General features: G+C 56.9%; 25 protein-coding genes. 13 read left to right on the top strand and 12 right to left on the bottom strand.

Annotated elements, in window-relative coordinates:
- Positions 1-67 precede the first annotated feature (67 nt).
- Positions 68-2,101: a methionine--tRNA ligase gene (gene metG, locus HCU74_RS02590; RefSeq protein ID WP_168448827.1), complete on the bottom strand. Its 2,034-nt coding sequence runs from the start codon at positions 2,099-2,101 to the stop codon at positions 68-70.
- 215 nt (positions 2,102-2,316) lie between these two features.
- Between metG and apbC the strand changes: the two genes are divergently transcribed.
- A complete protein-coding gene (apbC, locus tag HCU74_RS02595; protein WP_168449151.1) occupies positions 2,317-3,393 on the top strand; it encodes an iron-sulfur cluster carrier protein ApbC in 1,077 nt (358 codons plus the stop codon).
- Positions 3,394-3,438: 45 nt separating this feature from the next.
- Positions 3,439-4,005 (top strand): dCTP deaminase, encoded by a 567-nt coding sequence (gene dcd, locus HCU74_RS02600; RefSeq protein ID WP_168448828.1) that lies wholly within the window; start codon positions 3,439-3,441, stop codon positions 4,003-4,005.
- Position 4,006: 1 nt separating this feature from the next.
- Here dcd and HCU74_RS02605 read toward each other — a convergent pair whose 3' ends face one another.
- From HCU74_RS02605 to purM, 3 genes are read right to left on the bottom strand one after another with little or no spacing between them, the layout of a single operon-like run.
- Entirely contained in the window at positions 4,007-4,780 is a 774-nt protein-coding gene (locus tag HCU74_RS02605) for a DUF3108 domain-containing protein (protein WP_168448829.1), read from the bottom strand.
- Positions 4,734-5,384 carry a phosphoribosylglycinamide formyltransferase gene (purN, locus tag HCU74_RS02610; RefSeq protein WP_168448830.1) on the bottom strand — a complete coding sequence of 217 codons (651 nt, stop codon included), beginning with the start codon at positions 5,382-5,384 and terminating at the stop codon, positions 4,734-4,736. The genes HCU74_RS02605 and purN overlap by 47 nt, the downstream gene beginning before the upstream one ends.
- Before the next feature lie 5 nt (positions 5,385-5,389).
- Positions 5,390-6,439: a phosphoribosylformylglycinamidine cyclo-ligase gene (gene purM / locus HCU74_RS02615; RefSeq protein WP_168448831.1), complete on the bottom strand. Its 1,050-nt coding sequence runs from the start codon at positions 6,437-6,439 to the stop codon at positions 5,390-5,392.
- Positions 6,440-6,723: 284 nt separating this feature from the next.
- Here purM and HCU74_RS02620 point away from each other — a divergent pair, with 284 nt between their 5' ends.
- The 4 genes from HCU74_RS02620 to HCU74_RS02635 all read left to right on the top strand — a co-directional run bounded on the left by HCU74_RS02620 (position 6,724) and on the right by HCU74_RS02635 (position 11,008).
- The gene (locus HCU74_RS02620) at positions 6,724-7,797 is read left to right on the top strand and encodes a DUF2066 domain-containing protein (protein WP_168448832.1); all 1,074 of its coding nucleotides are present in this window, start codon (positions 6,724-6,726) and stop codon (positions 7,795-7,797) included.
- Positions 7,794-8,906, top strand: coding sequence for an AI-2E family transporter (locus HCU74_RS02625; protein WP_168448833.1), 1,113 nt, complete (start codon positions 7,794-7,796; stop codon positions 8,904-8,906). The genes HCU74_RS02620 and HCU74_RS02625 overlap by 4 nt, the downstream gene beginning before the upstream one ends.
- Positions 8,903-9,601, top strand: a complete 699-nt coding sequence (hda, locus tag HCU74_RS02630; RefSeq protein ID WP_168448834.1) for a DnaA regulatory inactivator Hda — start codon at positions 8,903-8,905, stop codon at positions 9,599-9,601. The genes HCU74_RS02625 and hda overlap by 4 nt, the downstream gene beginning before the upstream one ends.
- 282 nt (positions 9,602-9,883) lie before the next feature.
- Positions 9,884-11,008, top strand: a complete 1,125-nt coding sequence (locus tag HCU74_RS02635) for an OmpA family protein (RefSeq protein WP_168448835.1) — start codon at positions 9,884-9,886, stop codon at positions 11,006-11,008.
- A gap of 109 nt (positions 11,009-11,117) precedes the next feature.
- Here HCU74_RS02635 and HCU74_RS02640 read toward each other — a convergent pair whose 3' ends face one another.
- Positions 11,118-12,257, bottom strand: coding sequence for an epoxide hydrolase family protein (locus HCU74_RS02640; RefSeq protein ID WP_168448836.1), 1,140 nt, complete (start codon positions 12,255-12,257; stop codon positions 11,118-11,120).
- Between the two features lie 118 nt (positions 12,258-12,375).
- Between HCU74_RS02640 and HCU74_RS02645 the strand changes: the two genes are divergently transcribed.
- Complete coding sequence (locus HCU74_RS02645; RefSeq protein ID WP_210425078.1) at positions 12,376-12,999, top strand: SOS response-associated peptidase; 624 nt, start codon at positions 12,376-12,378, stop codon at positions 12,997-12,999.
- Positions 13,000-13,138: 139 nt separating this feature from the next.
- On the opposite strand, the gene HCU74_RS02650 is transcribed toward HCU74_RS02645, so the two are convergent.
- Genes HCU74_RS02650 through HCU74_RS02665 form a run of 4 tightly spaced genes read right to left on the bottom strand, consistent with a single transcriptional unit; the run spans position 13,139 to position 14,984 of the window.
- Positions 13,139-13,585, bottom strand: a complete 447-nt coding sequence (locus HCU74_RS02650; RefSeq protein ID WP_168448838.1) for a thioesterase family protein — start codon at positions 13,583-13,585, stop codon at positions 13,139-13,141.
- A gap of 18 nt (positions 13,586-13,603) precedes the next feature.
- A complete protein-coding gene (locus HCU74_RS02655; protein ID WP_246864396.1) occupies positions 13,604-14,044 on the bottom strand; it encodes a group II truncated hemoglobin in 441 nt (146 codons plus the stop codon).
- On the bottom strand, positions 14,029-14,508 hold the full coding sequence (locus tag HCU74_RS02660; RefSeq protein WP_168448839.1) for a PaaI family thioesterase: 480 nt from the start codon (positions 14,506-14,508) through the stop codon (positions 14,029-14,031). Before HCU74_RS02660 ends, HCU74_RS02655 begins: the two co-directional genes overlap by 16 nt.
- Positions 14,509-14,540: 32 nt before the next feature.
- A complete protein-coding gene (locus tag HCU74_RS02665; RefSeq protein WP_168448840.1) occupies positions 14,541-14,984 on the bottom strand; it encodes a DUF411 domain-containing protein in 444 nt (147 codons plus the stop codon).
- Between the two features lie 109 nt (positions 14,985-15,093).
- On the opposite strand from HCU74_RS02665, the gene HCU74_RS02670 reads away from it, so the two are divergent.
- Together HCU74_RS02670 and HCU74_RS02675 are read left to right on the top strand one after the other, a co-directional pair.
- Positions 15,094-16,254 carry an SMP-30/gluconolactonase/LRE family protein gene (locus tag HCU74_RS02670; RefSeq protein WP_168448841.1) on the top strand — a complete coding sequence of 387 codons (1,161 nt, stop codon included), beginning with the start codon at positions 15,094-15,096 and terminating at the stop codon, positions 16,252-16,254.
- Complete coding sequence (locus HCU74_RS02675; protein WP_168448842.1) at positions 16,251-16,841, top strand: tRNA-uridine aminocarboxypropyltransferase; 591 nt, start codon at positions 16,251-16,253, stop codon at positions 16,839-16,841. The genes HCU74_RS02670 and HCU74_RS02675 overlap by 4 nt, the downstream gene beginning before the upstream one ends.
- Here HCU74_RS02675 and HCU74_RS02680 read toward each other — a convergent pair.
- On the bottom strand, positions 16,829-17,854 hold the full coding sequence (locus tag HCU74_RS02680) for an AraC family transcriptional regulator (protein ID WP_168448843.1): 1,026 nt from the start codon (positions 17,852-17,854) through the stop codon (positions 16,829-16,831). The two genes, HCU74_RS02675 and HCU74_RS02680, sit on opposite strands and share 13 nt — an antisense overlap.
- Before the next feature lie 193 nt (positions 17,855-18,047).
- On the opposite strand from HCU74_RS02680, the gene HCU74_RS02685 reads away from it, so the two are divergent.
- Both HCU74_RS02685 and HCU74_RS02690 read left to right on the top strand, forming a co-directional pair.
- Positions 18,048-18,818 (top strand): 3-hydroxyacyl-CoA dehydrogenase, encoded by a 771-nt coding sequence (locus HCU74_RS02685; RefSeq protein ID WP_168448844.1) that lies wholly within the window; start codon positions 18,048-18,050, stop codon positions 18,816-18,818.
- 102 nt (positions 18,819-18,920) lie between these two features.
- Positions 18,921-20,063, top strand: coding sequence for an acyl-CoA dehydrogenase family protein (locus tag HCU74_RS02690; protein ID WP_168448845.1), 1,143 nt, complete (start codon positions 18,921-18,923; stop codon positions 20,061-20,063).
- Positions 20,064-20,072: 9 nt separating this feature from the next.
- Here HCU74_RS02690 and HCU74_RS20395 read toward each other — a convergent pair whose 3' ends face one another.
- Positions 20,073-20,438, bottom strand: coding sequence for a L,D-transpeptidase family protein (locus HCU74_RS20395; protein WP_428480330.1), 366 nt, complete (start codon positions 20,436-20,438; stop codon positions 20,073-20,075).
- Positions 20,439-21,071: 633 nt separating this feature from the next.
- Between HCU74_RS20395 and HCU74_RS02700 the strand changes: the two genes are divergently transcribed.
- Positions 21,072-21,497 carry a CBS domain-containing protein gene (locus tag HCU74_RS02700; RefSeq protein WP_168448847.1) on the top strand — a complete coding sequence of 142 codons (426 nt, stop codon included), beginning with the start codon at positions 21,072-21,074 and terminating at the stop codon, positions 21,495-21,497.
- A 215-nt stretch (positions 21,498-21,712) separates the two neighbouring features.
- Complete coding sequence (locus HCU74_RS02705) at positions 21,713-22,150, top strand: ferritin-like domain-containing protein (RefSeq protein ID WP_168448848.1); 438 nt, start codon at positions 21,713-21,715, stop codon at positions 22,148-22,150.
- A gap of 51 nt (positions 22,151-22,201) precedes the next feature.
- Here HCU74_RS02705 and HCU74_RS02710 read toward each other — a convergent pair whose 3' ends face one another.
- Entirely contained in the window at positions 22,202-22,822 is a 621-nt protein-coding gene (locus HCU74_RS02710) for a superoxide dismutase family protein (protein ID WP_168448849.1), read from the bottom strand.
- Positions 22,823-22,923: the final 101 nt, after the last annotated feature.

A 22,923-nucleotide genomic window follows, 5' to 3' on the forward strand; every position in this document is an offset into this window, starting at 1 on the left:
TTTCGATCAGGTGTTCAATTAAAAACGAGTTAATCCTGAATCGTTTATCGGTTTTGCCGATAAATGACTACTGGATCTTCATGCCGGGCTGGGCGCCGTTGTCGGGGCTCAACAGGAAAATCTCCTTGCCGCCTGGCCCGGCCGCCAGCACCATGCCTTCGGAAACGCCGAAGCGCATTTTACGCGGTGCGAGGTTGGCCACCATTACCGTGAGTTTGCCCACCAGTTGCTCGGGGGCGTACGCGGATTTTATCCCGGCGAATACCTGCTTTTCACCCAGCTCGCCGAGGCTGAGGGTGAGTTGCAGCAACTTGTCGGCGCCCTCGACGTGTTCGGCTTTGACAATCAGTGCCGCGCGCAGGTCAACCTTGGCGAAGTCGGGAAACTCTATCGTTTCTCCCAGAGCCGGTTCGTCCCCGGCTTTTTTACCTTGTTTGGCGGCGGGTTGCGGAGCGGCGGCAGCGCTGGTGTCGCTGCTGTCGTCAACCATTGCCTGAACCTTATCCGGATCGACGCGGGACATCATCGCCTTGAAGTTTTCGATGGGGTGGTCGAGTAAGGGTTCAATCGGTCCTGACCAGTCCAGCGGGGCGTTGAAGAAGCTGGCAACCTGCTCGGCCAGCTCCGGTAGCACCGGTGCCAGGTAGGTGCTCAGGGCACGGAAACAGTTCAGACACTGGGAGGCGACCGCAGCGGCCTGAATGGCGCCGCCGTCCTCTTTGGCCAGCTTCCATGGTTCAGAGGCGTCAAAATATTCATTGGTGGCGTCGGCCAGCGCCATGATTTCGCGTACGGCTTTGCCGTAGTCGCGGCGCTCGAAGTGTTCGGCAATGCCTTCGCTGGCGGCGACCACCTGCTGCCACAACTCGGGTTTATGCAGCTCGGCGCTCAGGCGCCCATTATTGCCCTTGTGCACGAATTTGGCGCTGCGGCTGGCAATATTGATGAGCTTGCCGATCAGGTCGGAGTTAACCCGCTTGGTAAAGTCTTCCAGGTTGAGGTCGATATCATCGACGGCGCCGGACAGCTTGGCGGCAAAATAGTAGCGCAGGTACTGGGCCGGCAGGTGTTTGAGATAGGTCTCGGCCTTGATGAAGGTGCCCCGGGATTTGGACATCTTCTTGCCGTTGACCGTCAGAAAGCCGTGGGCGTAAATCGCCGTGGGCTGACGGAAGCCGGCGGAGTCCAGCATGGCGGGCCAGAACAGTCCGTGGAAATTGATAATATCCTTGCCGATAAAATGGTAGAGCTCGGCAGTGGAGTCCTTGCCCCAGTAATCGTTGAAATTCAATCCTTCCCGTTCGCACCAGTTGGCGCAGCTGGCCATATAGCCGATGGGCGCATCCAGCCATACATAAAAGTATTTGCCGGGGGCACCGGGAATTTCGAAGCCGAAGTAGGGCGCATCCCGGGAAATATCCCAGCTGTGCAGCCCGGCGTCGAGCCATTCGCTCAGTTTATTGGCGATCTGGGGTTGCAGGGCATCGCTGCGGGTCCAGTCGCGCAGCAGTCCCTCGAACTCGGCGAGCTTGAAGAAGTAGTGGGTGGAGGTCTTTTCCACGGGGGTGGCGCCGGAAATGGCCGAGCGCGGGTTGATCAGGTCGGCGGGGGTATAGGTCGCACCGCAAGCCTCGCAGTTGTCGCCGTACTGGTCTTCGGCCTTGCACTTGGGACAGCTGCCCTTGATGTAGCGGTCGGCCAGAAACAGTTCCTTTTCCGGATCGAACAATTGCTGGATGTCCCGGCGTTCGATATGGCCGTTGGCGTCCAGACGCCGGTAGATTTCTTCTGAGTAGTGGCGACACTCGTCGGAATGGGTGCTGTAGTAGTTGTCGAAGTTGATCAGAAAGCCCGCAAGATCGCGCTCGTGCTCGGCTTTTACTCTGGCGATCTGTTCTTCAGGGGTGATGCCCAGTTTTTCTGCGGTGAGCATAATGGCGGTGCCGTGGGCGTCGTCGGCGCAGAGATAGGCGCACTGGTGGCCGCGCAGATTCTGAAAGCGAACCCATATATCTGTCTGGATCGACTCCAGCAGGTGGCCGAGGTGCAGTGGGCCATTGGCATAGGGAAGAGCGCTGGTAACCAAAATCTTGCGTGGCATGACAATCCTTTAGCGGTAACGATGGGCGGTCTGGCGGCCAGGAGCGTTGTCCGGCCCCGCACAGGGTGTTAAGTCGTTCAGGTTTTGAGGCGCGTTACTATAGCGGTTTTGCGCTGTGAACGCACTTGTTGCGGCGTTGTGACCGAACTGTCGGCGGCGTATACTCGCGGGCTTCGCATGAAATCACGTTTTGTATCAAGCCGGAAGACAGAGGGATCACTGTGACGACACAACAGGCAATAGAACAGTGTGTATTGGCGGCGGTGCTGCCCGGGCAAAGTCAGCCGCTGTCAGTGTTGGGCAAGGTCCTGCGCGCGGATAGCGATACCTGCGCGATTGAGCTGGGCTTCCCGGCAAAAAGTCGCCAGCGGGAGTATGAGCAGTTTTTGCAGGCTCAGCTGCGGGAAATAGGCAGTCAGGCCTCGGTGAGTGTGAGCTGGAAGGTAGCCGCTCATGTCAGCCAGCAAAAAATCCAGAATCTGGAAAATGTCCGCAATATTATCGCCGTTGCCTCGGGCAAGGGGGGGGTGGGCAAATCCACCACATCGGTGAATCTTGCGTTGGCACTGGCCGCTGAGGGCGCACGGGTGGGTATTCTCGACGCGGATATCTACGGCCCCAGCCTGCAGATGATGTTGGGAGTCGCCGAGGGCGTGCGGCCGAAGCAGTATGGCACCCACTATCTGTTGCCGATTGAGGCCCATGGAATACAGTCGATGTCGATGGGCTATCTGGTTACTGAAAAAACGCCGATGGTGTGGCGGGGGCCGATGGCCACCGGCGCGTTGCAACAACTGCTTTATCAGACTTATTGGCAGGATCTGGATTATCTGATTGTCGATATGCCGCCGGGAACCGGGGATATTCAGCTGACCCTGTCGCAGAAGGTGCCCATAGCCGGCGCGGTAGTCGTTACAACGCCCCAGGATATCGCCCTGCTGGATGCGAAAAAAGGTATCGAAATGTTTGCCAAGGTGTCGGTGCCGGTATTGGGGGTGGTCGAGAATATGGCGGTTCATGTCTGCCGCCAGTGCGGGCACCACGAGCATATCTTTGGTCAGGGCGGCGCCCAGAGTATCGCCGCAGATTACGGGGTGAAAGTGCTTGGCGCACTGCCGTTGTCGTTGCAGATTCGCGAACAGGCTGACTGCGGTGTGCCGGTTATGGTCGCAGAGCCCAACGGCGAAGCCGCGCAGCTCTATCGCGGCGCGGCGCTGGCAATGGCCGCTGAATTGGTGACGCGCGCGGCTACCGCAGAGGCGGCCCCGCAAATTTCTATCAGCGACGATTAATCACAGGACAAGCTGCGTGCCTCAACGGCGCAGCAAGAGGAAGATATGTCAATAAAATCGGATAAGTGGATTCGCCGGATGGCGGAGAACGAGGGCATGATAGAGCCCTTTGAGCCAGGCCAGATGCGCGAGCGCGATGGCAGTAAGATTATTTCCTATGGCACCTCCAGCTACGGCTACGATGTGCGGTGTGCCAATGAGTTCAAGGTGTTTACCAATACCTATTCGGCAACGGTCGATCCCAAGGCCTTCGACGAGAAGAGCTTTGTGAACTTCACTGGCGATCATTGCATTATTCCGCCCAATTCCTTTGCACTGGCCCGCACCGTGGAGTACTTTCGGATTCCCCGCAGCGTACTGACGGTGTGCCTGGGTAAGTCTACTTACGCCCGCTGCGGCATTATTGTTAACGTCACCCCGCTGGAGCCTGAGTGGGAGGGTCACGTGACTCTGGAATTTTCCAATACCACAACGCTGCCCGCCAAGATCTACGCCAACGAAGGGGTGGCGCAGATGCTGTTCTTTGAATCAGACGAGATCTGTGAAGTGAGTTACCGGGATCGCGGAGGCAAGTACCAGGGGCAGACCGGCGTTACCCTGCCCAAGACCTGAGTTACCACTGCTGGGCGAGGGCGGGGCGAATGTCGGCCTTGAGGATTTCGAGCGAAAAGTTGTCGTCGTCTTCAACCTGCTCCATTTTGACGATCAGGTAGTTCAACTCCGGCGCCATCCAGATAAAGGTTTCGCTGCTGCTACCCTCACGGTGGCGGCGCAATTTCACTGTGTCGAAGTTGCCCAGTGCGGTTTCGACCGATTCCTCGCCCAATTTCTCGATGCGATAGGTTTTGATCTTGCCGTTGCTGATAATGGTCTGCTCGATATGGCCGTTATCGTCGAAACTACCCGCCAACAGCTGCTGACGAAGCTGCAATTGCGAGCTGAGCTGATCGGTATAGTTGTCCTTGAGTTCAAAGGACCAGGGTTTGCGGGCCTTCTTGTCAGCGACGGTATTGCGCTGCCAATCGAAACGAATCCGCTGGTTACGCTTGCTGCTGACGCTGTTTTCGTAGTCGTAGCGCAGTGGTCGCAACCCGCTGTCCGTGGTTTCGATCAGGGCTTCTTCATCGACTTTCAGAAAGAATATTCTGGCGTTCTGGCTGAGCACCCAGTGTTCGCCTCGCCGAGCAAGCTCCCGCTTGGCGACGGTGCTGAGACCGTTATGGCTGATTTGGTATTCCGCGCGATAGGGGTGAAGGGGGATTGGGGGCGTCGCCTCCGGGCTTGCCACAGTATCGCCCATGGCGGCAGAAGAGAGGCTGAATATTAGCCAGGCCGTAAGGCTACGAATCAGAGTATGGGAAGCCGCTTTCCGGTAATGCTTGGTCATCGAGTACCGCCTTGGATCCAGTCAGGGACAATCTACCTTCGGCGAACCAGCGGGCCGCCAGTGGGTAGATCCGATGTTCTTTGGACAAGACTTTCTGTGCAAGGGTTTCCGCAGTATCGCCGCTATTTATTGGTACTTTTGCCTGAATGATCGGCGGGCCGCCGTCCAGCTCTTCGGTGACGAAGTGCACCGTGGCGCCGGCCTCGCTGTCGCCGGCGTCGATGGCGCGCTGGTGGGTGCGCAGCCCCGGGTACTTGGGAAGCAGGGATGGGTGGATGTTTATCAGCCGTCCGCGGTAGTGTTTAACAAAGTCCGCGGTCAATATTCGCATAAACCCGGCGAGAATCACCAGGTCGGGGTGGAATGTGTCGATTTCTGTACGCAGGGCGAGGTCGAAACTATCCCGGCTGTCGAAGTCAGTATGGTTGATGCAGCGTGTGGCAATGCCCGCTTCGGCGGCGCGTTGCAGGCCTCCGGCCTCGGGTTTGTTGCTGAACACGGCGGCGATACTGCCGCCGCCCAGTTCATCGCGGGCGGCGCAGTCAATCAGCGACTGCAAGTTCGAGCCACCGCCGGATATCAGTACTACAATACGACAGGGCATCGCCGTTACAGGCCTTTCAGCTCTACGCGCTCGTCGCCGTCTTCTGCCATTTCAATCTGGCCGATGACTGTGGCCGTCTCATTGTGCTGCTTGAGCATGTCGATAATGCCCTCAGCATCGCCCTGTGGCACGGCCATGACCATGCCGATACCGCAGTTGAAGGTGCGGTACATCTCGCGATCCTCAACGTTGCCCTCAACCTGAAGCCAGTCAAAAATGGCGGGCTGCTGCCAGCTGCGGGTGTCGATCACGGCCTTGGTGTTGGGGGGGAGTACTCGGGGAATATTTTCCAGCAGGCCACCGCCGGTGATATGGGCGAGGGCATTTACCTGAAACTGCTTGATGATATTCAGTATCGGTTTGATGTAGATGCGCGTTGGTGCCAGCAGGGTTTTGCCCAGGGTACTGTCGCCGAAGGCGCTGTCCAGTGGCACTTCGCTGCGCTCGACAATTTTTCGCACCAGCGAATAACCGTTGGAGTGCGGGCCAGAACTGCCAACCCCGATCAATACATCGCCGATGCGTACGGAGCTGCCATCGATGATCTTCGATTTTTCCACCACGCCGACACAAAAGCCGGCCAGGTCGTAGTCTTCGCCTTCGTACATGCCGGGCATTTCCGCGGTTTCACCACCGACCAATGCGCAGCCAGCCATTTCACAGCCTGCACCAATGCCGGTGACAACGCTGGCGGCGATATCGACATTGAGTTTGCCGGTTGCATAATAGTCGAGGAAGAACAGCGGTTCTGCGCCCGTGACCAGCAGGTCGTTGACACACATGGCAACCAGGTCGATGCCAATGCTGTCGTGAATGCCCAGATCCATGGCGAGGCGGAGCTTGGTGCCAACGCCGTCGGTGCCGGATACCAATACCGGCTCGTTGTAGCCGCTGGGTAGCTGGCACAGGGCGCCGAAACCGCCGAGTCCGCTCATGACTTCGGGGCGACGGGTGCGTTTGGCGACGTCCTTGATGCGATCGACAAGTGCGTCACCTGCGTCGATATCGACACCGGCGTCTTTATAACTCAGGCTGGTTTTTTTGGAATCGGTCATAGTGCTGGGCAGTCCTCTGTGAGGGCGCTATTCTAGGGCTTGCCAAAGCTAATTGAAATACCGCATGTTGTGCTGATTTCACGCTGAGCGGAGTGGAAGGGCTATAGATAGCGGTGGGCCTGCGATTGGCAGCGGTGTATCGCCCGGAAAGTTTATAGTGTTTGCCGCCGTCGGAGGATGACAATTTGTGCGATGTGAGCTCGCCGGGGTGCTGTGGGGTTAGGGCTGTCGCCCGAGGCTTGCTACACTACGGCCCGGAATGTCTGTGATGGGAGTTTAACAAGGTGGTTAGAGCTTTTTTTCGTACCCTGGTGGTGGCGTGGTGTCTCGGCGGTGCGACGGCGTCGTTGGCGGGTACGGTTGCTGGGCTATACGATGCGCAGTATCCCGTGACAGAGCAGTCGGCACAGTCCCTTAAGCAGGCCGCCGCCGCGGGCCTGGAGGAAGTGTTTGTGCGAGTGTCGGGGCGGCGGGATGTGCGCGAACACCCGGCGATCATCTCGGCGCTGGCGGCTCCCGAGCCATTTTTGACCCGGTATCGTTATCAGCGGGCGAATAGTGATCAGGGTGAAGGGTTGTTGGTTGATATGAGTTTCGCCCCGGGTCAGGTAAACGCCGTGTTGCAGTCGGCCTTTCTGCCTGTATGGTCGGCGAACCGGCCCGAAGTGATTGTTTGGCTGGTGGTGGATACCGCCGCCGGTCGCAACTTTGTTGCTGCGGGGGCTGATCCCCGGGTTGAGGCAGAGCTGCAGGCGCAGGCACAGCGGCGTGGCCTGGCGCTTCAATTTCCCCTCTTTGATCTGGTCGATGCGGCCAATCTGACCACCGATCAGGTGTGGCAGATGTCCATCGAGGATGTCAAAGCCGCCTCTGAACGCTACTCGCCCCCCTATGTGCTGATGGGTCGGGCGTCGGAATTCTCGACCGGGCAATGGGTGGCGAGTTGGGTGTTATTGAGTGAAGACGGGTACTCGCGTCTCGACAGTCAAGGGCAAAACTCCGAGGAAATGCTCAGCCCGGTGGTGGACTTGATCGCCGATATTCAGGGCCGTCGCTACGCGGCAGTGGCTGGTGGGCAGCGCTCGGGGAATACGCTGATCCATATCGGTGGGGTTGATAATTTTAGCGAGTACGCGCATCTGCTCTCCTATATGGAAGGTCTGGCCATGGTTGAACACGCCAATGCGGTGTGGTTGGACGGCGCGGAGCTGGTCATGGAGCTGGTGCTGAAGGATGACGTCGAGAAGGTGCGGCGGTATCTGGCGCTGGATGGGCGCCTGCGGGAAGTGCAGAATGCGAGCGGAGCAATAACCCCGATGGCAGTCCAATCCTACTATCTCTGGCAGGGTAGAAAATGACCATCAACAGCCGCATGGTGTACAGCGTTGGTGGCGTCATTCTATTGGCGCTGTTGTTCCGTGCACTGAGCCCGATTCTAATGCCCTTTGCGATTGCGGCGGTGCTGGCCTATATGGGCGACCCCCTGGTCGATCGTCTTGAGGAGCGCCGAATTGGCCGCAGCGCGGCGGTGGTTATCGTATTCAGCTGTCTGACGCTTGTCAGTTTGATTATTGTTCTGGTTACCTTGCCGATATTGCTCGATCAGGTGCAGTTGCTGATCACTCGGTTGCACGCCTTTGTACAGTGGTTCCAGGCGGAGGCGTTGCCACAGCTGAGAGCGTTTCTGGATTTGCCTGATCGCGGACAGCCGCCCATCGACTCGGCTAAAGAAGCATTGAGTAAAAACTGGAACGCCGCAGGGGGCGTGTTGCTGTATTTATGGCAAAAGATCAGTGGCTCGAGTATGGCGTTTATCACCTGGATGGCCAATGTGGCGCTGATACCGGTAGTGACGTTCTACCTGCTGCGCGATTGGGACTTGATGACCGCTGCGATCCGCAAATTATTGCCTCGTTCCAGAGAACAGCTGTGCGTTGACCTGGCAACAGAGTGCGATGACATTCTCGGTGCCTTTGCCCGCGGCCAGTTGCTGGTAATGTTGGCGCTGGCGGCAATTTATACCATAGGCCTGTGGGCGGTGGGTGTCGATCTGGCGCTGGTGCTCGGTTTGGTCGCGGGGCTGGCCAGTATTGTGCCGTACCTGGGGTTTTTGGTCGGTATCGTCGCCGCCGGCGTGGCGGCCTACTTCCAGTTTGGGCTGAGTTGGGAACTGCTGGCGGTAGCCGGTGTATTTGGTGTGGGCCAGGTGCTGGAAAGCGTATTGCTGACGCCGACTCTGGTGGGTGACAAGATCGGGCTGCACCCGGTAATGGTGATTTTTGCGGTGCTCGCAGGGGGGCAATTGTTCGGCTTCCTTGGGGTGCTGCTGGCATTGCCGGCAGCGGCGGTTTTCAAGGTGCTGTTCAGTTACTTGCATCAGCGCTATCTCATCAGTCAGTGGTATTCCGAGGGCGGTCTGCCTTTGACGCCAACTGACGAGGAGTCGCTGTCGGAGCCGCGCCAATGACCGCTGAGCAGTTGCCCCTGGCGCTGAGTCTGGATACCGAAGCCACTTTTGATAATTACTATGTTCCGCATTCCCAACAGCTGCTGGTCAGCGAGCTGCGTCGAGCGGCATTGGGTGACGGTGAACAATTTACCCTGCTGTCTGGTGACACCGGGCGCCGCCACCTGTTACAGGCCTGCTGCCATCTGGCAGTATCCAATGAAAAGCTGGCGCGTTATATCCCCCTGGAAGAGGTGATCCATTTTCCCGCCGAAGCAGTATTGGAGGGAGTAGAGGCGCTGGATCTGCTCTGTCTTGATGATCTTGGTGCTGTAGCCGGTAAGGCGGATTGGGAAGTCGCGCTGTTCAACGTCTATAACCGCTGTCTGTCGAGTGGCACATTTCTGGTGCTGGCGGCAGTACAGGCTCCGCAGAGTATGGATGTCGGCTTGGCGGACCTGCGTTCGAGGTTGCAGGGGTTCAGTCGCTACCGATTGGTGGAGATGACCGAGTCGGAGCGCATCAAAGCCTTGCAGCACCGGGCTTTGGAGCGTGGTCTGGGACTTAATGATGCGGTAGCTGAGTATATTTACCGGCGTTGTCAGCGAGACTTCAGCAGCTTGTTCGAAGTGTTAAACGAGCTGGATCGCCATAGTCTGGTGCAGCGTCGGAAGTTGACCATTCCCTTCGTCAGGGAGGTTATGTCGTGGACTTAGTGCAGGCTGATTTTGCTAATCTGTGATACTGGGCTATAAATGAGGAATTGCTCTCGACAGGCCAGAGATAGAAATTTTTTAAAATATTGTGGTAAAGCATGGCCTGTAGTGGTAATTCTAGTTCTGCGAAATTGGAGTTGGTCTACTGGATGCGTATAGTGGGCCGCGGTATATTTACAAAATTTGAGGCCCTAAAGGCCTTAAGCTCGTGTTATTCTTGAATTCAGACGTGCCGCTCAGGCATGGCGAAGGAAGACCAAAGTGATAATTAGGGGGAGTATTATGCGTAAGTTCCTACTGGGCGCGACGGCTACAGCAGTAGCCATGGCTTCGGCGGTAGCGTCAGCGGAAGAAAACAAGTGGTATCTGAACGCCGGTCTCGGCTACCAGTTCATGAGCGAGGAGAGCGATCTTGACGATGCTCCTGTGATTGTACTGAGTATCGAGAACAAGCTGTCAGAAAACTGGGGTGTTGAAGGGATGCTGACCTATGGCACCGCTGACAGCAGCTCGGATAATCCTGACCGCGATGCGGAAGTGATTTTCGGCTCACTGAACATGCTGCGTTACTACGGTGAGCAGAACGGTTTGTCTCCCTATGCGGCGGTGGGTATCGGCCAGGGCGCACTGGAATTTGACGGCGGTCTCGATCAGGAAAGCTATTTCACCCAGTTGAACGCAGGTGGCGGCTTCCGTTATAAACTGCAGGACAACCTGAGCCTGCGTACTGACGCACGTTACTTCTACGCTACTGATACTGATGCCAACGACGTTATCCTGTCGGTGGGTGTAAGCTTCGCGATGGGTCAGAAGTCTTCCTCCAGCATGATGCCAGCTCCCGCTCCCGCTTTGGGGCCCGCTGATGGCGATGCCGACGGTGTTGCGGATACGGTTGACCAGTGCCCCGGCACTCCAGCGGGTATCGCAGTTGATGCCAAAGGCTGTGCGCTGGACAAGGACGGTGACGGCGTTCCCAACTACCGTGACAAGTGCCCGAACACGCCTGCTGGCCGTCAGGTCGATAAATTCGGCTGTAAGTTCGTGCTGAAGCAGACTGAAAGTATCAAACTGCAAGTGAACTTCCCAAGCGGTTCTGCGGTAATTCCTGCGACTCAGCGTGCAGAAGTGGCCAAGGTTGCTGAGTTCATGAAGAAGTTCTCTGGTGTGCGCACTGTGATCGAAGGTCACTCTGACAGCACTGGTGCAGCGTCCTTCAACAAGCAGCTGTCGCAAAAACGTGCTGATGCCGTACGCCTGATGCTGATTAACGAGTTCGGCATTGCTGCCAACCGTTTGAGCGCTATCGGTTACGGCGAAGAGCGTCCGATCGCTGACAACAACACTGCTGCGGGCCGTCTGGCTAACCGTCGCGTTGTTGCAGTAATGGAAGCTGAAGTCGCTAACTAAACTCGAGTGGAAAGAGGTCTGTAAGGGCCTCTTTTTATTTGATCGAAACCCCGGTTATCCGGGGTTTTTTGTGCCTGTAGCGTTTATCTCTTTGGGGTTGGCAGAGTGCTTAGCGAAGACTGGCAAAACACTGGCGCAACTCGTCGACAAAAATTTCCGGCTGCTCAAAGGCCGCGAAATGGCCGCCTTTGGCGGGCTCTCCCCAGTGGATGATATTGTGGTATTTACGTTCCGCCCAAGCCCTTGCCGGGCGAAATATTTCCCGGGGGAACACTGATATCCCCGTAGGCAATGAAATCTCTACACCGCTCATATCGCTAAAGCTTTCCCAGTACAATCTCGCCGACGACGCTCCGCTATTGGTCAGCCAGTAAAGGCTGATATTGTCCAGCATGGCGGTGACCGAGAGTGCGTCTTCCGGGGCGCCGTTATTGTCAGTCCAGCTGTGAAATTTCTCGTAGATCCAGGCAGCCTGGGCGACGGGGGAATCGGCCAGACCGTAGGCCAGCGTCTGCGGACGGGATTTTTGTTGCATGGCATAGGCAGAGTCGTGGTCGAAGTAGTATTGAACATCGGCGAGCGCCTTCTTGTCCCTGTCGCTGAGATTGGCGTGATCCTCTTCGGTGGGCATGGCCAGTGCCATATTCAAGTGTATGCCCATGCACTGTGGGGGCTGGATTTCGCCAATTTTGCTGGTAACACCTGAACCCCAGTCCCCCCCTTGGGCAACGTAGCGGTCGTAACCCAGGCGATCCATCAGTGTGATCCATGCCTGGGCAATGCGTTCCAGCCCCCAGCCGGTTTTTGCCGGTTTGCCGGAAAAGCCGTAGCCGGGCAGGGAGGGTATTACCAGGTGAAAGGCGTCACTCTCGCTGCCACCGTGGGCAGTGGGGTTGACGAGGGGGTCGATAACATTGAGAAATTCGGCGAAGGACCCCGGCCAGCCGTGGGTGAGAATCATTGGCATTGCCTCGGCGTGGGTCGAGCGAATGTGCAGAAAATGAATGTCCAGGCCGTCTATTTCTGTCAAAAATTGTGGATAGCGATTGAGACGTGTTTCAAACTCGCGCCAGTCGTAGTGGTGCAGCCAATGGTTGCACAGTGCTTTGATGCTGGCGAGTGGCACGCCCTGTGACCAGTCGTCAACGGTCTCGGCTTCCGGCCATCGAGTTTGGGTCAGACGTTGTTCAAGATCTTGCAATGCCTGGTCTTCAATGGCGATAGTAAACGGGCGTAGAGATTGTGGCATGATAGTTCCCTGTTTATTGTTGGTGGTCTCATTATATTGGGCGGGCCCTGTGGTTGCAGCGATAGTTTGCAATAGTACGGTGTTTGGCCTGCGCAGATGAAAGGGCAGCACGAAAAAGATGTGCGGACGATTTGAACAGCATTTGGCGGCAATGCAGGAGTGGCGCGGCCTGTTAACCTCCTGGCCGGAACAGTTGCCCATCCGCTTTTCGGTAAAGCCCAGCGAGGCGGCGCTGACACTGTCGGCCGACGGCTGGCGCGACCGGCGCTGGTCGTTGCTTCCACGCTGGTCGCGCCAGCCCAAGGTGAAATTCAGCACGTTTAATGCCCGGGTCGAGGGAGTGGCCGATAAACCTGCGTTTCGGGATGCATGGCGCAGTGGCCAGCGCTGCCTTGTGCCGGTGTCGGCGTATTTTGAATGGACGCAGGGAACGGCTGGCAAGCAGTGCTACCGGGTTTCAAGTGCCCAGCCGATGCTGCTGGCCGGCTTGTGGGAGGTATGGTCGCGGGGCGACCAGCGTGTGGACAGCTTTACCATTTTGACGACGCCTGCGCCGGCATCAATGGCCTGGCTGCATCCGCGTGCTCCTTTGTTACTCGCTCCTGGCGATGTCGACATCTGGTTGCGGGGGGCGGTGGCGCAGGCGGCGGCGATCCTGGGCGGTGAGGCTCCGTACTCCTTGAACGCAGAGCCGCTTGCCGGTCCTGATCAGTGCGAACGGCAGGGCTCTCTATTTCCGTAGCGTTTGTGCCAAATTCAGCGAGCCAACCCGTTAGCGCGCGGCTGAAATGCGGTCATCTTTCGAGTATTTTCCGCTTCTGAGTCACAGCGACACCGGCAGGTGTTTGCCATGATCGGTGCCTGCAAGGAGGCTTGGCTGGCTAGCCCGCAATTTGCTGGCTGATAAATCTCTCGCGTAGTTCTCCGGTGATCGGCGCTGACTTGCCGTCGATCTGGTAGACCATGGTGGTCTCTGCGACGCCGATACACCGGTCTTTCTGGAAGAGGGCCTGAACCATGGAAAAGGAGCTGTTACCAATGTGGCCAATCGCGCTGCCGACGGTGACTGGCTCCGGGAAGCTGCCTTCAGCCAGGTAGCGTAGTGTGATTTCGGCCAGGATCGTGCGGTCGGGCGCCTGGGCGCTGAAATGATCTGGGCGCTGAAACAGGTAGATCAACATATGCGCCCGGGCATTTTCATAGTAGGTGCCGATGGCGCCGTTATTCAGATGCGCATTGGTATCCATGTCGGAGTAGCGGGGCTCTGTGGTGATGACTCGGGGATAGTTGTCCAGAATCAGGTGTTTGGGATCAATGGGAGTAGGCACGTTGTGGGCGTCCTTGAATCAGTTGTTGTGAGCCAATGCGCACCGCTGATGAATGCGGTCAGCGGGGATTGTGAGCTGAGCGAGTAGGTAGTTGGCGAACTCGCTGGGATAATTTTGTGCAGCGATCGCATAGCGCATACAGAGCAGCCAGGCATCGCGTTCCGCATTGCCTATGGCCAGGTGACTGTGGGCGCCAGGGATGTTAATGCTGCCAAAGTGCTCGGCGTACAGTCTGGGGCCGCCGAGCCAGCCGCTCAGGAAATAGCTGAGACGCTGTTTGGCTTCGTCCAGATTGCTGTCGTGCATCGCCCTGATCGTTGCGGCAGCTTCCAGGTTATCCATTTGAGTATAGAATGCGTCTACCAGACGCTGAATGCCGTCCAGTCCGCCGGCGGCGCGATAGGAGGCGTCGCCTTCACCAAAGCGCGGTGGTGTTGCCATGGTCACGCTTGCATCCATGCGTTGTCCACTTTGGCTGCGGTCACTTCCGCTTCGATGCACAGTTTATTATTCGCCATCAGTTGGCACTGCACCAGGGTTCGTTTGGGGCTGGAGTCCACAACGCGCGCCTCAAGCACGATTGGCGCGGAAATGGGTACCGGGCGTTTATATTTCAGGGTCATCTCTCCGGTGGCATACCATAGCGGCTCGCCGTCACCGGGTGCATAGCCTGCGCTGGCGTAGGCGTCGGCAATGGCGGTACACACGCTGTGACAGTCGATGACCGACGCACTGATACCGCCGTTGAGAAACCGCGGCGAGCCGGAGCACTGATATGCTGCAGGGTGATAGGTACAGGTTGCGGAGCGGGTGGCGGGCAGCCAAAAGCTTTTTATTCGCAAGCCCTGATGATTGCCCGCGCCACAGCCGAAGCAATGGTTGCCGGTGAGTTGGTCCTGTATGGCGTTGTCGGGGGAAATCATGACATCTCCGATGGCGTAACGCTGGGCTGACGCTAGTTAATAGTGGTGTAAACCTGATGGTTGCCGTCGTGCATCAATACGATAACGTCGTACCTGTCGCGGCGTGGCCCCATCTCCATGCCGGGACTTCCTATGGGCATTCCCGGCACCGCGAGGCCATACGCACCTTCGGGCGGATTGTCGAGGAAGCGACGTACAACGGCGGAGGGAATATGTCCTTCAAAAACGAAGTTTCCCTGAACACCGGTATGGCAGGATTGCAGGTTTGCGGGTACCTTCAGCTCGGCTTTTAACGTCGGCATATCGTCACGATTTTCGCCGCTGGCGGAAAAGCCGTCGTCGCGCAGGTGATCGATCCATTTGCTGCAGCATCCGCACTGGGGGTTTTTATAGACCGTAAAAGGGTCTGCGTTCTGTGCCAGAAGCGGTAGTGAGAAGCTGCCCAGTAGCAGAAGGGAGAACAGCTGTGACTTCATTTGGATTCTCTCGCGAAAAGGTTTGACGGGAGTTGTAGTGTTAAGTGTACCATCAATAACTCGGCGCTATGCCACCTTATGGAGCACACCAGCTTTCGGAGCACGGTATATGAGAAAATTGTTTGTGTTTTCGCTGTTGTTGGTGATTGCTGCCTGTAGCGATAGCTCAGCCATTATCAGAGATTGCGAAAGCGTCGGTGATCGCACGCCGATCTGTGGTTGGCAGCAGCCGGAAGACATGGCGCTGCTACCCGATGGTATTAGTCTGATCGTCAGCGAAATGGCCAATAATCATGCTGTGCTGGCGGGCAGCCTGTCCCTGCTCGACAGTCGTGACGACAGTCGCTATGCCATGCTTTGGACAATTGATCCGCTGATGGTTAGTCGCGAGGGGCGGGCCCAGACTGAAGTGTGGGGCGCGATAGACTGTGATGTACCTCCGATTGATGCGTTTTCTCCCCACGGCGTCCACCTGTCCCAGCGGGGTGACGGTCGCCTGCAGTTGCTGGTGGTCAATCACGGCGGCCGTGAGTCGGTCGAATTTTTCGAGGTATTGTCCGATGGCGAACGATATTCGCTGTCGTGGCGAGGGTGCACGCTGGCGCCTGACGGAGCCTACTTTAATGACGTGGTGGCATTACCTGAGGGCGGCTTTATCGTCACACATATGTACGATAGAAATGCCGGGTCTGACCTGAGCAAGCCGGGGCTTGCCGAGGTGAAAATGCTGCTGGGCTTGAACCCTGGCGGAATATGGCGCTGGAATAAGTCAGGTTTTCAGCGAATGGCGTTTTCCGGCAATTTCCCTAATGGCATAGAGCTATCCGCAGATGGCCGCTTTTTGTTCGTCAATCTCTGGCGGGATGGGCTGGTGCAAAAGTGGGACCTGGAACAGAGTGAACTTGTCGCCGAGGTGAGCGTAGACTTTCCCGATAACCTGCAGTGGGATGGGGAGGGTAAGTTGTTGGTGGCCAGCCAGCAGCTGCGTCTTAGCGATATTATCAGCTGTTCGCGGCTGACACATGGCGCGTGCACATCGCCCTTTCAAATACTGGAACTTGATCCCGAGACAATGTCGCTGCGGGTACTGATTGAGCAGAATGGCGCGCCAATGGGCAATGGCACCGTTGCCCAGCGCCTGGGAGACCGAGTGTATATCGGCTCCTATGTCGGTGACCGCATACTGCGAGTGCCTTACCCCAAGTCAGGTTTGCTGCGGACGGAGGCACCGGGGGTGCCGGTAACGGTGGCGCCACCGGAGGCGTTTTGAGCAGAGCGTATTGCCCGGCCTGCGAGCGCCCCCAGCGAACCTGTCTGTGCGATGCGTTAGTAACACTGGCGCCGCCCTGCGAGCTGGTCGTGCTGCAGGATCCAACAGAGTCGCGTCATGCACTGTCGTCGGCGCCGCTGCTGCACCGCGCCATCGAAGGCAGTCGCCTGGTTGTCGACGAGGTATGTCAACCCGAGGTGCTCCTCGGCTCGCAGTGGCGCACCGACACCTTGCTGATCTATCCCGGCCCCACTGCTCTGGACGGGCCGAAGGCCCGGGCGAGGGGGTTTCGTCGTGTACTGCTTCTTGATGGTACGTGGCGTAAAGTGCGGCGGTTAATCCATTGCAATCCCTGGTTGCTCGAGTTGCCCTGCCTGGCACTGGCGCCGGACGCCGGCAGTGAGTACCGAATACGCAAGTCGCCACGCCGCGACGGTCTGTCGACCATTGAGGCCGCGGTCGCGGCGCTGAATCTGTTGTACCCCGATCAGGATTACTCACCGGTGCTCGGTGCTTTTCACAAAATGATCGATCTGCAAATTGCTGCGATGGGCGATGCGGTGTATCGCGAGAATTACCCAGCCTGAATCCGCCCGGGTGTTGATCGCCGCCGCTTGTAGGTGCCGGGCTGGACTCCTGTCCATTGTTTGAAGGCGCGGATAAAGGCGCTCGGTTCAGAGAAGCCCAGTTGGGCAGAGGTTTGCTCAACACTCAGCCCGTCTATGCTTAAAAAATGGATTGCCCGGTCCCGGCGCAGCTGATCCTTGATTTCCCGGTAGTCGTAGCCTTCGTTGTGCAGGTGCTGGCGCAATTGATGTGCAGGAAGACCCAGGTTGCTGGCGATTTCAGCGAAGGTCACATTGCGGGGCAAGTGCTGTTCAATTTCCTGCCACACGCGTTCCCGCCAGGAATCCCGGGTGAAGGTTTGGGCGATGGTAGACAGGTTTACATGTTGCAGAAAGCGGCTGAGAGACAGCGCATTCTGCTCAACGGGACGGTGTTGAAAGCTGGCGGGAAAATGGAGCTGGCAACGGTCCTGCTCGTAGCGAATGTTGCGGCACAAAAACAGGAAGCGATATTCGCGGTGGTGGCGGGGCCGGGGGAAGTTGAAATCCACTCGGGTGAGCGGTATTTGCGATGAAATCAGCCAATTCGCCATGCGATAAATATAAAACAGGAATGACTCATAGAGATAGGGCTCGAATACCTGCCCTGCATCGGGGGTGAGGGAAAAGGTCGCTATTTCGCCACGATGGCGAAAGCGGCTTTGCACGCCCCAGGGAATCAAGCGATAAAAGCGGGCGAGTTCGAGCAGGGCGCCCTGCAAGTCCTGTTGTTGGCAGGCCAGCTTGCTCATGGTCTGCCAGCAGCCGAGGCGCTGGGGTTGGGCACCGTAGCCGAGTATTTCGTCTTCCATGGTTAGCATCAAATCCCGCAGCAGGTCGGCGAAATGATTGCCTGCGATGCGAGCCGACGGGCTATTTAGTAGCTCCGGTGAAATATGGTGGCGGCGCAAAAGTTGGTTGCGGGCCGGGCCGTCTTTGTAGTGTTTCAGTGCGGCGCTGAGGAAGTAGCTGGAGATACTCGGGTAGTTGCTCATAGGGAGGTTTTACAAAATGTCTATTTCGTTTTGCAGAATATCATTGTTCGCGCGGTAAAGGTCAGTAAAATTGCGGGTTTGTCCACGGTGCAGCGGTGGTCTTCGCCTGTTGAAAGGTCGAGTGTTATTAACACAATGTCTATTCGCAGGCTTTTTGGCCGCCACCCCCTAACCTTGCCTGATAGGAAATACTATGGAAATTCGTAATAAAGTAGCAGTTATCACCGGTGGAGCCTCTGGCATGGGGCGTCAAATTGCCGAGCTTTTGGTCGCCCAGGGCGCGAAGGTAGCAATATTCGACTTGAATGATGCCGCTGGCACCGCATTGGAAGCCTCTTTGGGTGAGTCCCTGATGTTTGCCAAGGTGGATGTGACTGACGAGGCCTCTGTTCAGGCCGGTGTCGATAAAACGATAGCGCGTTTTTCTGCGATCCATATCTGTGTGAACTGCGCGGGTATTGCGACCGGTTCGAAAACGGTGGGTCGCGACGGGGCGTTCCCGTTGGAGCTGTGGAACAAAACCATCGCGATCAACCTGACAGGCACCTTCAATGTACTGCGCTTGTGTGCCGTCGAAATGGTGAAAAATGAGCCGGTAAACGATGACGGCGCCCGCGGCGTTATCATCAATACGGCCTCTATCGCTGCCTACGAAGGCCAGATTGGTCAGGCCGCCTACAGCGCCAGTAAGGGTGGCATTGTCGGTATGACTCTGCCCATCGCCCGCGACCTCGCACCAAAGGGTATTCGAGTGAATACGATTGTGCCGGGCCTGGTAGACACTCCGATGTTTGAGTCGCTGCCCAAGGAAGTTTACGAAGGCTTGTCGAAAACCGTATTGTTCCCACAGCGTCTTGCCCGTCCCGCTGAAATCGCCGAGCTGGCGCGCTTTATTATCGAGAGTGACTACCTGAATGGCGAGTGTATCCGCATGGATGGCGGTGTAAGAATGCAGCCCAAGTAAGCCGTTTTACTTTCAACCGGGGTGGCCCACGCTGCCCCTGTCGCCAACGGGGGTGGGTCGTTGACGCCCCGGAGTTCGACCCAGTTAACAGCAGGACATGTTATGAACTTTGAACTTTCGGAAGAACAATCGCTTATACAGAGTACCGCCCGTGACTTTGCGACAAAGGCTCTAGCGGAGAATGCCGCGCGCCTGGACGAGGGTGAGGGTGGTGAACTGTTCAAGGAAAACCTGAAAGCGCTGGCTGAACTGGGTTTTATGGGGCTGAATGTCGACCCCGCCTTTGGTGGCACCGGCGCCGGCACCTTGGCCTTTAGTCTGACCATCACCGAGCTGGCCAAGGCCTGTGCCTCTACCGCGGTGACGGTGTCCGTGACCAATATGGTTGCCGAGGTAATTCAGTCGGTAGCCAGTCAGGCGCAGAAAGAAAAGTACCTGCCACTGATTTGCTCTGGCGATTATCTGGCGGCGGGCTTTTGTCTGACCGAGTCGGGCGCCGGCTCCGACCCCTCTGCGATGAAAACCCGCGCGGTAAGAGACGGCGACGATTGGGTATTGAATGGTTCAAAAGCCTATATCACCAGCGGTGAGTTCGCTGGCGTCTTTGTCGTGTGGGCGGTAACGGATCCCGAAGCCAAACGCGGCAAGGGGATTTCCTGCTTTCTGGTGGAGCGCAACACACCCGGTGTTTCGGTAGCGCCCGCGGAACACAAAATGGGCCAAAAGGGCTCTGCGACAAATGCGGTGTATTTTGACGATTGCCGCGTACCTGGCGATGCGTTGATGGGGGAGTTGAATCGCGGCTATCAGGTGGCGCTGGGAGAGCTGGCCGGGGGGCGCATCGGTATCGGCTCGCTGGCGCTGGGACTTGGTCAGGCTGCGGTGGAATACGCTGTCGCCTATGCCAAGGAACGGGAACAGTTCGGTCAGCCCATTATTAATTTCCAGGGTTTGCAGTGGATGCTGGCCGACGCGAGCACCGAACTGGAAGCAGCGCGACTGTTACTGATGCAGGCGGCGGCGACCAAGGAAGCTGGCAAGGATTTCGCGCGGCAGGCCTCCATGGCCAAGCTGTATGCCTCCGAGGCGGCGAATCGAGCCTGTTACACCGGTCTGCAGGTGCTGGGTGGCAATGGCTACAACCGGGAATATCCGCTGGAACGTCTGTCGCGGGACGTGCGTATCACCAGTATCTATGAAGGGACCAGCGAAGTTCAGCGCATGATTATTGCGCGGGGGCTGTAGACCTTTGGTTCAATGCCGGGTCGTCGCCCTCGTCCAGAACGGTAAAATAAACAATATGTACCGGTATTGGCGGCGCGACATCACTCCTTCGCTCGACTCCCGAGTCCAGAGCCTGTTGCAGGCGGGAGGTGGCCAATCGATGGTGTTGGCCAATACCCACTCGGCGGGTTTCCGGGGCCGTTCCACGCGAATGCAGCCGGAGGAAAAATCGAGCAGAGTCTTCTGAAACAGCTCTCTGGATGGCGTGTCGTGAATATAGACGGCATGCTTGTTGGGGAACATGAAATTGATTGGCCCCCGCGGGTATTTCGGGCCGGGGCGCTGTCGAGTCTGCAGCTGAAAACACTGGTGTTTGCCGGTAAGGCTGACCCACAACCACGTCGTAGAGACGGTGGTCGCTTTTCCTTGCCAGCAAACGCTGGTGCAATTGCGCTACCCCTGGGAGGACATTCCCGAGTGCAGGAGTGCGCCGTCGCCAATGATGTGATTTCTCTCATCATCCCTAGCTATATCCCGTAATTATTCAAGTGTGGCGCGCAGTGGTCTATCGCCGTCAGTAGATTTTTTCGCTGTTTGTTGGTTCAGCGGGTGTCCGTGTGTTTCGCATGGAGCACTTTGGCAAGGTCTGGCGAAAGGGTGGCGTTGTCGCTGATGCATAGGATTCCCTGTCGGTTCCCGTGTAATAGGTAGAGAGCATCCGCAGTTGCAGAATGGTGGTCAGCCTTAAGGCTGACCACCGTTTTGGTAGGAAGGTTTCCTAGCCTCTCGACTCCGTTTCGGTGGCGATAGGTCGGCTCGGGGAAAATAAAATAACGATAGGATTATGTCGCGATTAAATCATGTGTATTGACGGTTAATCGTGAACTTGATGGAAAAACGTGAGTCTTGAAAAGAACGCGAAATACTTTTTTTAAAAAGGTGTTTTGCGGGAAATAATATCGCGAAAATCATCGTTAAAACCGATCTTGTGTCGGTGACGCTGGTTGGTTTATCGGTAAGGAGTTCACTATGCAAGTACAGCAAGTTATGAGCAAAAACCCCGAGTATTTATTGGCGAATGCCACTCTGGAAGAAGCGGCGCAGAAAATGCGTGACCTGAACCTGGGGTTTTTGCCTATCGCCGACGACCACAACAAAAAATTGCAAGGCATTGTCACTGATCGGGATATTACCGTGCGCGGAGTGGCTGAAGGTCTGGACCCACACAATACGGCGGCCGCAGAGGTTAAAACCGATAAGGTCTTGTATTGCTTTGAAAATGACAGTCTCGAACAGGCGGCTGACAGCATGAAACAGGCAGAAACCTATCGTCTGGTTGTGTTGAACAATCCCGAAGAAAAGAGCTTTAGCGGCATTATCAGCCTCGCCGATGTGCTGCGTCACAACCGGGTTGAACTCAGCGCGGAAACCGCCCGAGTTATTGTTAGCCATTAAGCGGATTGAAATGATGTGCTGCACGCTCGGCCGTGGCAGACATATCGTTTTTCCGGCTTGGGCACAGGGATGTGCCACCATTGTTTCAGCGGCAAAGCCGTTACTCTCAGCCTCCGCGCTTCCCGTTCGCAGTGGGAGTGGGGCGTTGGCGCGGGTGACCAGGCGGTAAGCTGCGCAGCATTCATCACCAGTCCGTAGCCCCTGGAGAAAAATTTATGGAATTGCATTACGCGAATAATGATTCCAACGCGTTACCCCAACTCAGCAGCCTGCTCTATTTGCTCCACCAGTCTACCGAACAATGCACATATATGTTCACCGTCGCCGCTGAGCCCTTGGCGGGCCGTTTGGCGAAGCTGCGTAAAACCCACCTGCGTCATATCAATGAGCTGGCCGAGGTGGTGCGTATCCTTGGCGGAGAGCCGGTCAAGTTGCCCCGCGATAAATTTTGCGCGATGGACGAGGTGAAGGATTTTCATGTGGCGGAGCGGATGCTATTGCCCTTTTGTCAGCAGGAGCAGGAAATTATTGAACGCTGCAAGGATCAGATAGCACTTTACTACGGTCGCAACGATCATCTGGTTGCCCTGCTGAGCGCGATTCGCGATGAAACCCGTGAACAGATCATTGATCTGTTTCAGCGGCGTCACTGATACACTCTGCTGTTCCAGGCGGGCGGCCAGGAGGCTGGCCGCCATGGGTGTTCACTGGTTTGCCAGAATATCCTGGGCTGGCCGAATAATCCCACAGGCAATTCGGTCACCGGCGTTGCCGCTGGGCTGGCTGTGCAGATCGTCCTCGTTGGCGTGTATTACCACCGTGTGATGCAATACATTATTGGGTCCGCTAAATGCCAGCTTACGGCTTGTGATAACAGTATTGACCTTGCCCTCGGCGTCGGCTTCGATATTGCCCAGGTCGCCCACATGTTGGCGCTCGCTATTTGGTGCGCCGTGTTCTTCGCCGTGTGGATTAAAATGTGGGCCGGCGGCCCTCCCGTTATCACCGCAGTCCGGGTGGGTGTGAATATGCAAGCCGTGCAAGCCCGGTGTCAGCCCGCTTAATGAGAGCTCGATTTTTATCTGGTTTTGGCCGGTGTCCGGGGCAAAGCGCGCCGTGCCCTTTACCTGCCGGTCGCTGGTCGCGGCAATTTCGGCGGTGGCAGCCTCAATAAGGGAAAATTTGTCGCTGCCCTGTGCGCCGGGCTGAGGGCCTGCGTTTTGATCTTTTAATGCCGCCGGCTGGCGGGGTGCGGAGCGCTCGCAGGCAGTAATACCGGCAGCGCAGATCAGGGCGGTGGAAACGAGCAAAGTGGCGCGCAGCATAGTGGGACTCCTTTTGGCGTATAACATTGTCAGAGGGGTAAATCAGTGACAACATTCAGGCGGTTCAATTCCGCCGGCAGGCCACTCGGCACTGTACTGGT

The organism is Spongiibacter thalassae (genome assembly GCF_012272835.1).
Taxonomy (GTDB): Bacteria; Pseudomonadota; Gammaproteobacteria; order Pseudomonadales; family Spongiibacteraceae; genus Spongiibacter; species Spongiibacter thalassae.

Bases quoted from the DNA above. Each gene is read 5' to 3' on its own strand.
- HCU74_RS02660 (WP_168448839.1), bottom strand. From the start codon at position 14,508: ATGATTTCCCCCGACAACGCCATACAGGACCAACTCACCGGCAACCAT.
- HCU74_RS02700 (WP_168448847.1), top strand. From the start codon at position 21,072: ATGCAAGTACAGCAAGTTATGAGCAAAAACCCCGAGTATTTATTGGCG.
- HCU74_RS02655 (WP_246864396.1), bottom strand. From the start codon at position 14,044: ATGGATGCAAGCGTGACCATGGCAACACCACCGCGCTTTGGTGAAGGC.
- HCU74_RS02665 (WP_168448840.1), bottom strand. From the start codon at position 14,984: ATGAAGTCACAGCTGTTCTCCCTTCTGCTACTGGGCAGCTTCTCACTA.
- HCU74_RS02710 (WP_168448849.1), bottom strand. From the start codon at position 22,822: ATGCTGCGCGCCACTTTGCTCGTTTCCACCGCCCTGATCTGCGCTGCC.
- HCU74_RS02625 (WP_168448833.1), top strand. From the start codon at position 7,794: ATGACCATCAACAGCCGCATGGTGTACAGCGTTGGTGGCGTCATTCTA.
- dcd (WP_168448828.1), top strand. From the start codon at position 3,439: ATGTCAATAAAATCGGATAAGTGGATTCGCCGGATGGCGGAGAACGAG.
- HCU74_RS02690 (WP_168448845.1), top strand. From the start codon at position 18,921: ATGAACTTTGAACTTTCGGAAGAACAATCGCTTATACAGAGTACCGCC.
- HCU74_RS02705 (WP_168448848.1), top strand. From the start codon at position 21,713: ATGGAATTGCATTACGCGAATAATGATTCCAACGCGTTACCCCAACTC.
- HCU74_RS02640 (WP_168448836.1), bottom strand. From the start codon at position 12,257: ATGCCACAATCTCTACGCCCGTTTACTATCGCCATTGAAGACCAGGCA.
- HCU74_RS02645 (WP_210425078.1), top strand. From the start codon at position 12,376: ATGTGCGGACGATTTGAACAGCATTTGGCGGCAATGCAGGAGTGGCGC.
- HCU74_RS02635 (WP_168448835.1), top strand. From the start codon at position 9,884: ATGCGTAAGTTCCTACTGGGCGCGACGGCTACAGCAGTAGCCATGGCT.
- HCU74_RS02605 (WP_168448829.1), bottom strand. From the start codon at position 4,780: ATGACCAAGCATTACCGGAAAGCGGCTTCCCATACTCTGATTCGTAGC.
- HCU74_RS02685 (WP_168448844.1), top strand. From the start codon at position 18,048: ATGGAAATTCGTAATAAAGTAGCAGTTATCACCGGTGGAGCCTCTGGC.
- hda (WP_168448834.1), top strand. From the start codon at position 8,903: ATGACCGCTGAGCAGTTGCCCCTGGCGCTGAGTCTGGATACCGAAGCC.
- purM (WP_168448831.1), bottom strand. From the start codon at position 6,439: ATGACCGATTCCAAAAAAACCAGCCTGAGTTATAAAGACGCCGGTGTC.
- HCU74_RS02670 (WP_168448841.1), top strand. From the start codon at position 15,094: ATGAGAAAATTGTTTGTGTTTTCGCTGTTGTTGGTGATTGCTGCCTGT.
- purN (WP_168448830.1), bottom strand. From the start codon at position 5,384: ATGCCCTGTCGTATTGTAGTACTGATATCCGGCGGTGGCTCGAACTTG.
- metG (WP_168448827.1), bottom strand. From the start codon at position 2,101: ATGCCACGCAAGATTTTGGTTACCAGCGCTCTTCCCTATGCCAATGGC.
- HCU74_RS02680 (WP_168448843.1), bottom strand. From the start codon at position 17,854: ATGAGCAACTACCCGAGTATCTCCAGCTACTTCCTCAGCGCCGCACTG.